Annotated in this window: 10 protein-coding genes; 5 read left to right on the forward strand and 5 right to left on the reverse strand. The window is 64.6% G+C overall.

Going from position 1 to position 11822, the window contains the following annotated elements; translation table 11 throughout:
* Positions 1-99: 99 nt before the first annotated feature.
* From BLS11_RS05305 to BLS11_RS05315, 3 genes are all read left to right on the forward strand, one after another.
* Entirely contained in the window at positions 100-645 is a 546-nt protein-coding gene (locus BLS11_RS05305) for a metal-dependent hydrolase (protein WP_092533982.1), read from the forward strand.
* A 230-nt stretch (positions 646-875) separates the two neighbouring features.
* A complete protein-coding gene (locus tag BLS11_RS05310; RefSeq protein ID WP_092533985.1) occupies positions 876-1508 on the forward strand; it encodes a DUF7344 domain-containing protein in 633 nt (210 codons plus the stop codon).
* A gap of 41 nt (positions 1509-1549) precedes the next feature.
* A complete protein-coding gene (locus tag BLS11_RS05315; protein ID WP_092533988.1) occupies positions 1550-1999 on the forward strand; it encodes a disulfide bond formation protein B in 450 nt (149 codons plus the stop codon).
* 27 nt (positions 2000-2026) lie between these two features.
* Here BLS11_RS05315 and BLS11_RS05320 read toward each other — a convergent pair whose 3' ends face one another.
* From BLS11_RS05320 to BLS11_RS05340, 5 genes are all read right to left on the reverse strand, one after another.
* Positions 2027-2590 carry a DUF7344 domain-containing protein gene (locus BLS11_RS05320; protein WP_092533991.1) on the reverse strand — a complete coding sequence of 188 codons (564 nt, stop codon included), beginning with the start codon at positions 2588-2590 and terminating at the stop codon, positions 2027-2029.
* Positions 2591-2687: 97 nt separating this feature from the next.
* On the reverse strand, positions 2688-4700 hold the full coding sequence (locus tag BLS11_RS05325) for a SpoVR family protein (protein WP_092533994.1): 2013 nt from the start codon (positions 4698-4700) through the stop codon (positions 2688-2690).
* Complete coding sequence (locus BLS11_RS05330; RefSeq protein WP_092533997.1) at positions 4697-6019, reverse strand: YeaH/YhbH family protein; 1323 nt, start codon at positions 6017-6019, stop codon at positions 4697-4699. Before BLS11_RS05330 ends, BLS11_RS05325 begins: the two co-directional genes overlap by 4 nt.
* A complete protein-coding gene (locus BLS11_RS05335; protein ID WP_092534000.1) occupies positions 6010-8289 on the reverse strand; it encodes a PrkA family serine protein kinase in 2280 nt (759 codons plus the stop codon). The genes BLS11_RS05330 and BLS11_RS05335 overlap by 10 nt, the downstream gene beginning before the upstream one ends.
* 7 nt (positions 8290-8296) lie before the next feature.
* Positions 8297-10369 (reverse strand): PrkA family serine protein kinase, encoded by a 2073-nt coding sequence (locus BLS11_RS05340; protein WP_092534003.1) that lies wholly within the window; start codon positions 10367-10369, stop codon positions 8297-8299.
* Between the two features lie 499 nt (positions 10370-10868).
* On the opposite strand from BLS11_RS05340, the gene BLS11_RS05345 reads away from it, so the two are divergent.
* Both BLS11_RS05345 and BLS11_RS05350 read left to right on the forward strand, forming a co-directional pair.
* Positions 10869-11327, forward strand: coding sequence for a DUF5820 family protein (locus BLS11_RS05345; RefSeq protein WP_092534525.1), 459 nt, complete (start codon positions 10869-10871; stop codon positions 11325-11327).
* Positions 11324-11773, forward strand: a complete 450-nt coding sequence (locus BLS11_RS05350) for a UPF0179 family protein (protein WP_092534006.1) — start codon at positions 11324-11326, stop codon at positions 11771-11773. Before BLS11_RS05345 ends, BLS11_RS05350 begins: the two co-directional genes overlap by 4 nt.
* Positions 11774-11822: the final 49 nt, after the last annotated feature.

Below are 11822 nucleotides of genomic sequence, written 5' to 3' on the forward strand. Positions count from 1 at the left end.
TCGAATCAGCGAACAGATCTCTGATTTGCGAGTGAGGTTCGAATCCCCTACCGACGGCCGCACTCGTTTTTGGCCTGCCCTGCGACGTGTTACGGTACCGTGGTCGACGTACTGGGACACGTGGCGATGGGCCTCCTGTGGGCGGTTCCGGCGTGGGCGTTCTCGGGGAGGCGGCTCAGTCTCGCGTTCGTCGGTACCGTCCTGCTGACGGTGATGGTTCCGGACATCGACCTCTATCTCCCCGGCGTCGTCCACCACGGCCTCACGCACACCGTGCTGTTCGTCGCGATAGTCGCCCTCCTCGGAGGTGCAGTCCTCGCGCCCCTCGCGGGGCCGACGCTCCGGCGGTGGTGGCGGCGACGGGAGGGCGGAGTGCCGTCGTCGACGACGCTGTACCTGTTCGTCGCGGGCGGCCTCCTCCTCGGGGGTCTGAGCCACCTGTTCATCGACATGCTGTCGGCGGGGTCCGGCGGAAACCCGCCGTTAGAACCGCTCTGGCCGTTCGTCGTTCGGTCCATCTCCATCGACTTCATCTACTACAGCGCGTTCGTCTGGAACGGCGGCCTCCTCGCGGCGGCCCTCGCGATACATCTCGTCCTCTACGCGTTCGATACGGCCGACACCGAACGTCCGAAGCGAACGTGACGCCGACACGGCCGGCGAGTCCGGGCCGTCGGAGATTCCGCGGAACGCGGCGCGGGGCGTCCGGTTACGTTCACGGCAACCTACACGAATATACAAGGGTATCCCTTCGACGGTGACGGGAGGGAAACTTCCGGCTCCGAACGAGTTTGCGAGCTCGGCGGGTGACGGTTTAGGGGATGGTTTATATCAACCGCCAAAATATGTACACTCACATTGAGGGGAGGGAAGATGTGCTAGAGACCGAGCGGTTGTTTACGCACGTAGCCGGCGACGAGCGTCTGACGAAAGACGACATCTTCTCGATGCTGAGCAATCGCAGGCGTCGCCTCGTCCTCCACCACCTCCACCGCCAGTCCGGGACCGCATCGGTTCGAGAACTCTCCCAGCAGGTCGCCGCCTGGGAGAACGGCGTCCCGACGGAGGAGTTGACGTACAAGCAGCGAAAGCGAGTGTACACGTCGCTTCACCAGACGCACCTCCCGAAACTCGACGACACCGGCGTCGTCGTCTACGACCGAGACAGGGGGACGGTCGAACTGACCGAACGGGCGAGCCAGTTGGAACCGTACCTCCACATCCAGAGCGAACCCACCGAGTCGTGGTCCGTCTACTACCTCGCGCTGGCGGGTCTCTCGGCGCTCGTCGTCACCTTCGCGTGGGCCGGGCTCTTCCCGTTCCCGATGCTCCCCGACATCGTCTACGCCGCCCTCGTGACTCTCGTCTTCGCCGCGTCGGCGGCGGTTCACACGTATCAGGTCCGAGCGGCCACGGTGGACCCCGACTCCGCGCCGCCCGACTCCGCCCGCCCGAATCCGAATCCGCTCGACGAAACCGTCACCGACGGCGGCGAGGGCGACGACTGATCGGCGACACGTTCAAGAGCGTTCGCCGCGCCGTCGAAGGTATGGCCACACGTCGGACGCGGGCCGTCCTCGCGGGTGCGACGACCGTCGCCGCCGTCGCCACCGCCGGCAGCCTCTACTTCAGTCTCGGACTCGGTTTAGTGCCCTGCGAACTCTGTTGGTACCAGCGAATTTTGATGTACCCCCTCGTCGTCGTCCTCGGCGTCGCCGCCGTCGAACGGCGCGCGGAGGTGTACCGAACCGTGCTCCCGTTGTCGGGACTCGGCGCCGTCGTCGCCGCGTACCACGTCTACCTCCAAGTCGCGCCCGGCGGCGGGACGTGTTCGCTCGGCGGCGGGTGCGCGTCGATTCAGTACACGATGCTCGGCGGACTGCTCACGATTCCGCGCCTCTCGCTCGTGGCGTTCGTCCTGATAACGGGACTGACGGCGACGCTCGCGTTCGCCCGCGAGGACGCGTGGGCGGCGAACGCCCGGCGAAGCATCTCGTAACGACGAAAGCCGGCGCCGTCGCGACGCTCACTCCCGGAGTCGGTGGAGGACCGAACTCCGCTGGTCGAGCAGTTGGTACGTCGCCGAGCAGACGACGAGAACGAGAAACGCGGTGGCGACGAGCGTCGGGTCGAGTGCGGCCAGCGTCGGAACGCCGACGGCCTGCCCGAGCACCGACAGGAGGCCGAGGACGCCGACGCCGAGGTAGTACTCCGCCCACGAGATGGCGTACTTCGGGACGACTTCCATGTAGACGGCGACTTCGTCCGCGCCGTCGGCGATGGCGACTCGCTTCTCGTCGTCGTCGTACCTGACGATACCCAGTTCGTCGAGTTTCGGCAGGTGCGTCTGGTGGAGCGACACGTAGACGCTCTGTCGGATGTTGCGGGGCGGCGGCGACTCGCCGGACTCGATGCTCGCTATCCACTCCGCTAAGTCGGCGACGGTTTCCTCGCCGCTCTCGTCGCGGAGACGTTCGATGACCAGCCTGCGCCGGTCGTTCCTGAGAACGTCGTGTATCTCCGTCTCGGCGAGCGTTTCTCCGTCACCGTCGTCTGCCGACCCCCTCGACTCGGCCCCACCCGCAGACATGTTCGTCTCAGACTCTCGGCTCAGGGGTTAATAATGTATCCGATGGAGACATTCAGCAGAATAGACTGACGTTCGACGGGAGAGACGGGGTGGCCGACTACGACTGCCACTCGTCGGGCTTGGTGTCGTAGTCGATGTCGGTCGCTTGGATGCGCTCTTCGAGTTCCGGGTCGAGGTCGTACGTCTCGAACGCCGACCCGTCGTACCGGATGCGCTTTCCGACCTCCTTGGGCACGGGTTCGCGGTTGCGGCGGCGGGCGACTTCCACCTCGTGTTCGTCGAACTCCTTGACGATGGTCATGAGGTTGACCGGTCGGCCCCAGATGTCGTAGAGGCGTTCGAGGACGCCCTTCGCCTCCTTGACGTCCAGCATGATACCGTTGTACTGGTGGCCCAACAACAGCTCGTTTCGGTTGTGGAAGTTGCCGTCGTAGACGGCGATAGTCGGCTTTCCGAAGTTCGTGAACTGCAAGAGCAGTTTCTTCTTGACGTCCTCGTAGTCCACGCTGGCGACGCGGAACTGGTCGGTCGAGCGCGTGAACTCGTAGGTGAAGTAGTTGTTGTCGGTGACGAACTCCTGCGTGAGGAACGCGTCGAGGAACGTCACGTCGTTGTGGCTCTCGCGAATCTCGCGCATCCGGTCCCACCCGGCGGCGTAGTCCACGTCGGCGAGGGCCTCCTCGACGGTGTCGTACTGCTCGTCGTCGAACATGTACCGCGACAGCTGTTCGAGCTCCGACCGGCGGATGCGGCGGAGGAAGCCGCGGTTCTGCGGCTTCACGAGCGAGAAGTGCCGCTCCGCCAGCCCCTCGTACGTCAGCACCTTCCAGGGGTACGACTCGACGTCCACGTCACCGTCCTCCGAGAGGGCGGCGTCGAGCGCCGACCAGTCGATGCGCGGGTCGTCCTCGTCGAGTTCGGCGAGTTCGTCCAGCGTCTCCGGGCGGACGGCGTCGATGGCGGGGTTCGGCTGGATGAGCTCTTGGACCTCATCGAAGTCGATGACCTCGTGGAAGTTCCGCCACGTGACGCCCTTCACGCGGAGCAGTTTGTCGGCCACCTCCGCGCGGTTCGTCGTGTTCTCGATGTACTCCCACAGCTCCTTCCCGAGCTTGTAGGGGTTGAGTCCGGGCGACCCGAGAACGCGGGCCTGGTGGTCGGCGTACGTGATGAACTCGTCCGTGCCGGCGAACTGCTCTTCGCCCATCATGAGCGACTCCCAGTAGGCGGCCCAGCCCTCGTTCATCACCTTCGTCATCTTCTGGGCGGCGAAGTAGTACGCCTCCGTGCGGAGCATGTCCAACACGTCCTTCTGCCACGGTTCCATCTCGACCGCTTTGCCCTCCTCCTCGTCGTAGCGCATGCCGTGTTGGCGGACGAACGCCAGCACGTCCTTGCGCGGTTCGTCGAGCTTTGCGGCCTCGGCTTCGGCCTCGGCGAAGTCGTCCAACCACTCTTCGTCGAACACCTGTCGGCGCACGTCCGAGGAGATGTCCATGTCGTCGAGGCGCTTCCGGAGGTCCTCGGGTTGGACGCGTTCGCGCCCTTCCACGGCGTCTGCGAGGGTCCGGTGTTGGTCGATGGTGTCCTCGAGACAGAGCGCGGCGTCGATGAACTTCTCGACCTCCTCGCGGTCTATCTCGGGGTCCTCCATGTACTTCTGGATGGCCTCGCCGTGCCGTTCGAGCATCGCCGCGGCGTCGAGTTCGGTGTCGCCGACGAACATGCCGAACCACTCGTTGTTGCGGAAGAAGTCGGCGTGCGCCTCGACGTGCGTGATGACCGCCTTCTGGTCGGCCAGCGAGTTCGACTCCTGCAGGAAGGCGTGACTCGGGTTGTCGTTGTTGACGATTTCGAACGCCTTGCCCATGCCGAACTGGTCCTGCTTGCGCTGGCGGTCGTACGTCATGCCCCACCGCCAGTGCGGGTAGCGTCGCTGGAACCCGCCGTAGGCGATGAGTTGGTTCATCTCGTCGTGGTCTACGACCCAGTAGTTGACCGGGTACGGTTCCAATCCGAGCTTTCGCGCGAGGTTGCCCGCCTCCTCGACGGGTTCCTCCAGCGACTCTGCCTCGCGCCGCGCGGTCAGTCTGAAACGTTTCGTGCTCATTCTTGCTCCGTGCTCAGTATCTCGTATATCGCGTCCATCACGTCCTCCGGCGAGGAGACGTACGAGACGACGACGTTCTCTTGGTCGCTCAACGAGCGCTCGACCTCCTCGGCGTGCGTCGCGTTGATGGCGGTGCCGCCGGGTTGCGTCTCGACGTACGCGTGGAGGTTCGCGTCGATCTCCCGCATCCGGGGGATGACGTTCTCGGTCGTGTCGTTCGAGGAGTTCTCGGAGTCGCCGGCCGCGAAGACGTAGCGGTTCCACTCGCTCCACGGGTACTGCTCGTCGAGAATCTCCTTTGCGAGGTCGTACGCGCTGGAGATTCGGGTGCCGCCGCCCGAGCGGATGCCGAAGAACTCCTCGCGTTCGACCTCCCACGCGTCGGCGTCGTGGGCGATGTAGACGAACTCGGCGTTGTCGTACTTGCCCGTGAGGTACCAGTCCAGCGGCGTGAACGTCCGCTCGACGAGTTCGCGCTTGCGTTCGCGCATCGACCCCGACACGTCGCGGATGTTCACCACGACGACGTTCTTCTGCTTCTTTTCGATTATCTCGGGGTGGCGGTAGCGCTCGTCCTCTTGGCGGAAGGGCACGTCGCGGAGCCCCTCCCGGCGGATGCGCTGGAGCGTCGTCTGGCGGTCGACGTTTTCCTCCATCTCCTCGAAGGAGCTCCACGTGCCGCGTTCGTCCTCGTCGATGTCGTCCCACTCGTTTTGGACCCACGCGTGGGAGACGAGGATGTTCTGCTCGCGGCACCACCGGTAGACGGACTCGGGCGTCTCGCCTTCGACTTTCATCGCCTCGCGGACGAACTCGTCGTCGAAGTCCATCGACAGCTTGCGCTTCAACCCCTCCTTGAACAGGCGCTCGAAGTCGAGCGTGCTGTTGGGGCCGGTGCGCGTCACGTCGGTGAAGTCGCCCTCTATCTCCTCTATGACCTCCTTGCCCTTCGGTTCGAGATCTAACCCGAGCTCTTCGTCGAGTTGCTCCGCGAACTCCTCGGGGTCCATCTCGTAGTACTCGTGCTCTGCGCCCTCCTCGCCCGGGTCGCCGTCCTCGTCGCCGTCGCCGTCACCGTCTCCGGGTTGCGGCGGACCGACGGGTTGGCCGACGTCGGGCGTGTCGCCTTTCCCCTGTCCGACGCCGCCTTGATCGAGGCGGTCGTACTTGAACTCCGGGAGGTCGACGACCTTTATCGGTATCTGGATGCTCTCGGGTCCCGAACCGCCGAGGTTGCCGTAGCTGATGAACTCTTGGAGGTCTTCGCGGCGTTCCTCGCCGACTTCTCGGAACCGTTCGAGGTCTTCTCTCAGTCCCATCTGTAACGCACCTCGCGCATGACTGCGCGACTCGTGAGCTCGGCCGACGCCTCGGTGTAGCCGGCGTCGACCATCCGCTCTATCGTGTCTTCTTTCACCTGTTCGGTCTCCGTGTTCGCCGGCGGGTCGTCCCACTGGGCGGGGTCGAAGTCCTCGAACAGGCGGCGAACGTCGTCCCAGTCGTGCGATTCGAGCACCGCGCGGATGACCGGAATCTCGGAGAGCTCCACGTCTTGGACGGTGAAGCCCTCGTCGCGGTTCTCCCACGCGTAGCGGTTCAGCGCCGTGATGACCTTCTCGCGGCGGAACTCCTCGACGGTCGAGGAGGGGGTGTTCCCGGCGTACGCGCTCTCGTCGAACCGCCCGAGGTGTTCCGTCTCGAACAGCTTCATGATGAGCGGGTCGGGGTCGACCGGCCCGCGTTCGGTCTCCACCTGTTCGTCGGCCGCCCACGCGTAGACGTGTTCGACGTACTGTTCGACCGTCTCCTGTTCGACGTTCTTCTCTGCGAGCACCGCGGACAGCACGTCCTCCTCCTGTCTGTCGAGGATGTACTCCTTGACGAGTGCGACGCGGCCCTCGTACTCGGCGCGTTCCGCCCGCGAGAACACCGGGGCGTCGTGGAGCCCCTCGGCCATCGCGTCCAACACGTCCTCGGGCATCACCACCGCACTCACGTCGAGGGTGGGGTGGTGTCTATCCCTGTCGTCGTGCAGGAGGTCGGCGATGATGTCGCGGGTGAACGTCACGGGGATGCCGTGCGTCCCCTCGGCGTCGGAGTCGAAGTCGAACTCGTCGATTTCGACGCGCGTGTCGCCCTCTTGGATGTAGCCCCTGTCGAACAGCAGCGCCTTGTCCACGATGTCGTACTCGCCGGGCACGTCCTCGGATTCGAGGCGCGTCACGACACTGTACATCGCCGCGGCCTCGACGGCGTGAGGGGCGAGTTCGCGTCGCCGTATCGACCCCGGCCCCTCGCGCACGTCGAGGAAGACGGGCTGTTCGATGCGCTCCCGAATCTCCTCTTCGTCCTCGATGTCCCACACCGGCCGCTGGTTCGTCAGTTCGCGGTGGATGAGCTCCGTCTCCAAAGAGAGGTTCGTCAGGTACCGGAACTCGTGTTTGTCGAGGCGGCGCTTCAGCGCCTTCAGCGGGTCGCGCCCGTTCCTGTCGGCGTACTTGTCGAGTTCGACGTCCAAGTCCGGGTTCGAGATGATGAGCATCTGGGTGTCGATGTCCATCCCGATTCCCTTGTCGAGCTTCACGTGGCCTTCGTCGGGGACGTTCAGCAGTTTCTGGAGCAGGTCGGCGTGCTGGGTGGCGTCCTCGACTATCGTCAGGAGGCTGTTGCCCTGCGAGAGGACGCCGTCGTAGCTGAACGCCTGCGGGTTCTTCCGCCCGCGGGAGTCGAGTTCGCGGAGCATGCTCGGCATCCACGACCCGACCAGTCGCTCCTTGGGCGTGCCGTCGTCCTCCGAGTGGAGGACGCCGATGCCCTGCCCGACGTCGACGACGTAGTTCTTCACGCGCAGGTGTTGCGGGTCGGTGACCTCGCTGAACAGTTCGCGCTTGCCCGACCGGCGGTACATCTCCTCGAGGTAGTCGTACGCCTCCCGGCAGAACGGGTCGAGGCTCTCGTTCAAGGACACCGGGATGTGGTCGCCGCCCCGGTCGTTCAAGTCCGCCAGCAGTTCGCGCTTCACGTCGTCCGGAAACACCGACAGCGGGTGGGACTGCACGGGACTCTCGTACCAGTCGTCCTCGCGTTGCTCGTCGGTGTCGCCGCCGTAGGAGAGGCCGCGCGTGTCGGAGGAAGCGGTCGCGACGTTCCACTCGACGGTGTAACGTCGGCCGGCCTCCGTCTTCGAGTACTCGCGGAGGCCGTTGACGAGACAGCGCTTCAGCTCCGACTTCCCCGTCGCCGTGGGACCGTCGAACCAGATTATCTTCTCTCCTTTCCCACGCTCGGCGGCGATGGTCCGCAGGTCGTCGACGAACCGGTTGAGCACCTCGGTGTTGCCGAGGATGGCGTGTTCGCCGTCGTTGGCGGGGTCGTCGAAGAAGCGGTAGCGCTGTCGCTCCTCGCCCTCCTCGATGACCGTCCGCGTGCCCTTCGACTCGATGGCCTCGACGAGGTACTTCGAGGCGTGCGAGGCGATGGACGGCTGTTCGAACGCCGCGTCGACGTACTCCCCGAGGCTCATCGGCTCCTCGTAGGTGCTGCGGAGGCGTTCGTCCGCCCGACGGATGTAGTTCTTCTTCGGTCCCATCAGGATATCAGGCCTCGAGTTCGCTCTTTGCGACCTCGGCACCGGCGAATTCGAGCACTTCGCGTGCGCCCTCGCGCGAGTAGCCCTGTTCGACCAAGGCGTCTATCCACGCGTTGCGCTCGTCGTCGTCGAGTTCGTTCGCCGACACCAACGCCGAGAAGTTGATGTTGTGCTTCTTGTCCTCCCAGAGTTTGCGTTCGAGGGCGCGGCGGAGTCTGTCGTTGTCCTGCGGGTCGAACGCCTGTCCCTCGCGGGCGCGCCGCGAGACCCAGTTCGACACCTCTTGGCGGAAGTCGTCCTTGCGGTCCTCGGGAATCTCCAGTTTCTCCTCGACGGAGCGGAGGAACTTCTCGTCGGGTTCCTGCTCGCGGCCGGTGAGTTCGTCCTGGACCGTCGAGTCGTCGATGTACGCCATGACGTGGTCCATGTACTTCTCGCCCTGCCGCTGAATCTCGTCTAAGTCGTACGCCAAGGCGTGGCGGACGTCCTCGATTGCGCGTTCCTTGTACTCCTCGCGCACCATCTCGAGGTAGCGGTGGTAGCGTTCGAGGTTGTCCTCGGGGATCGACCCGTGGTTCTCTAAGTTCTCCTCGAAGTGGCCGAAGACGTTCAACGGCGAGAGGTACGACCGACCGCGGTGGGTCGAGTCCATGATGGCTTCGGCTATCTCGTCGCCGATGAAGCGAGCGGAGATGCCCTCCATCCCCTCGGCGATGTCGGCCTTCGACTCGCCCTCCTCGCGGAGCTTCTTCACGTCCACGTCGTCGGCGTCGTCGATTTCGCCGTTGTAGGCTTTCGCCTTCTGCGTGAGCGTGATGTTGCTGCCGTCGGGTTCGACGATGCGGGTGAGGACGCCGAACAGGCCGGCCATCTCCAAGGTGTGCGGTTCGATGTGCATGTCCGGAACGTCGGCGTTCCGGAGCATCTTGCGGTAGATCTCCGACTCCTGTTCGTACTCCAAGACGTACGGGAAGTCGATGCGCTTGGTCCGGTCGTTGAACGCCTCCATCTTCTCGTCGCCCTTCTTCTCGCGGTACTCCGGCATGTTCGTCCGGCCGACGATGACCTGGTCGATGTCGATGCGCGGGTTGTTCGAGGGCTTGATGGTCTGTTCCTGCGACGCGTGCAGGAAGTCGTAGAGGAACTCCCGTTGCAGTTTCAGCAGTTCCTCCCCGGAGAACAGTCCCCGGTTGGCGTTACAGAACGCCCCGGAGTAGTCGAACGCGCGCGGGTCGGACTCGCCGTACACGGCGAGTTTCGAGTAGTTGACGTCGCCGGTGAGTTCGGTCTCGTCTTGGTTCTTCTTGTCCTTCGGTTCGAACGTCTCGACGCACTGACGCTTGTTCTCGGAGGCGACGAGGCGGATTATCTCGACGTGGTTCTCCAACACCTGCTGTAAGTCGTCGTCGTAGTACGCCAGCAGGGTGTCCATGTAGAACTCCGACGCCGGGTCCAGCGCTTGGTCGTTGCGGATGGTGTACGGCGCGTCGAGTTGCTCGTTGAGGCGTTCGATTATCACGTCGCGCTGTTCCTGCGGAATCAACACGAGCGGGTCTTGGTTCATGGGCGACTGCACGACGGCGTCCGCGGGGTCTTGGTCGCGGATGACGTCGGTCAGGTTCGTCCACCGGAAGGTGTACATCCGGCCTTCGTCGCGCATCGTGTAGTCCTCGAAGTAGCGGCGGACCATCCAGTCGAAGTGCGACTTCCCGGAGCCGACGGGGCCGAGCAGCAGTTTGATGCGCTTCTCCGGCCCGAGGCCGCGAGCGCCCGACTTCACCTTGTTCACGAACTCGTGGATGGACTCGTGGACTTCGCGGCCGTAGAAGGTGTTCTCCCCGTCGTGTATGGGGTCCTCCGAGGCCATCAGGTACTCGACGACGCCGGCCTCCTCGTCGTAAGCGGTGCCGTAGTGGTCGAACATGTCGGCAACGCGCTGGTGCGCGTTGCGAGCGATTCTGGGGTCGTCGTAGACCTCTTGCAGGTACCAGTCGAAGCTCTTTGCCTCGCGGAGGTCCGCGGGCACGGAGTCTTTGTAGTGCTTGCTCAGGTCTGCGAGGGTTTCGATATCACCGTTCATTGTTGATAGACGGAGTCCCGACGGGACTGAGCGACCGTACGCCCGGGACGCGCCCGGAGTGCGTCGCATCGAACGTTGGTAGACCCCGGCGAGCGACGCTCAGCGCCGGAGCTCTCGCTCCCGGTCGTCTGAGTTCGGCTCGTCGAAGCCCGGTGTCGTGGCATGCTTGTCCATACCACCCTCCTCGGACGCGCGACGAGTCTTCGACGGGCGACGGCGACGAGTCGACGAATAGCGACAGAACGTCTGGGTTTCGGCGGACCGTCCGGAGAGGGTCGGTCGCTCGGTCCGGTCGACCGAGACTAAATGTGTGTGAGTGAGCGACATACATAAGTCTTTCCGCGAGTAATTTTTGCCACACGTCTAAATGCGGCACCTGATAGGGGTGAACCCTCAGAATCTACCCACAGTTCGGTTCCTTTATGTCTGACAGGAGTCCGACGGGGTGGGCGCGCGGGCGACCGAAGGGGTGTTCCCCGTCCGTCACGAACGGACGCGCATGAACGCAGACGACGCGGCGGACGCCGCCGAGGGCGCCGACGAGGAGGCCCCCGCGGGGTGGACGCTGTGGAACGACGAACCGGACGGGCGGAGAATTCTCGTCTACCGCCCGGACGTGTTCAAAGAAGGGGAGTTTCCCGCGGAGTGCCTGCCGACGATTTTCGTCTCGAACGGGTCCCGCGCGCGGCGTCCGGGGGCCGCCCAACTGGAGGGGACGACGTGGAACGTGACGCTGTACCTCGAACCGCAGGTGGAGGCGGCCCCGGAGACGTACGACAGTCGCGAGGAGGCGGTGGCCGCCGCCGAGGAACTCGCCCGGGAGTTCGACGCCGGCGAGGTGGACTACCGGTCGCTGTATCAGGTGCCGCGCGAGGAGTACTTCGAGCGACTCGACGAGTTGACCGGGCGCGACGCACAACGTTATGCGGACGGCTCGATTAGTGGCGACGACGAATGACGAAGGTCACGCTCATCGGGGACCGCCTCGCCGATATCGGACGCGAGTTCGTGTACGAGGGTCCGTCCGAACTGTGCGAAGGGTGCCCGTACCGCAAACAGTGTCTGAACCTCGCGGAGGGGACCCGCTATCGGGTGACCGACGTCCGGGAGAACGCCCAACTGCTCGACTGCGCCGTCCACGACACCGGCGTCCGAGCGGTCGAAGTCGAACCCGCCTCGGTGACGGCGAACGTCGCCGCCAAGGGGTCCTACGCCGGAAGCAAAGCGAAACTCGAAGGGCCGTGCCCGCACACGCAGTGTCCGAGTCACGAGTACTGCGTCCCCGACGGCGCGGAGTTCGACGAGGAGTACCGCATCAGCGAGGTTCTCGGCGACCCCCCGCACGACGTCTGTCACCTCGACAGGGACCTGACGATGGTCGAGTTCGCGCCGAAAGAGGAGTAGCGGAGGCGCAGAGAAACGAAGCCGAGAGGTGACGAAGGGAGGGAGCCGC

Source organism: Halopelagius longus (assembly GCF_900100875.1).
Taxonomy (GTDB): domain Archaea; phylum Halobacteriota; class Halobacteria; order Halobacteriales; family Haloferacaceae; genus Halopelagius; species Halopelagius longus.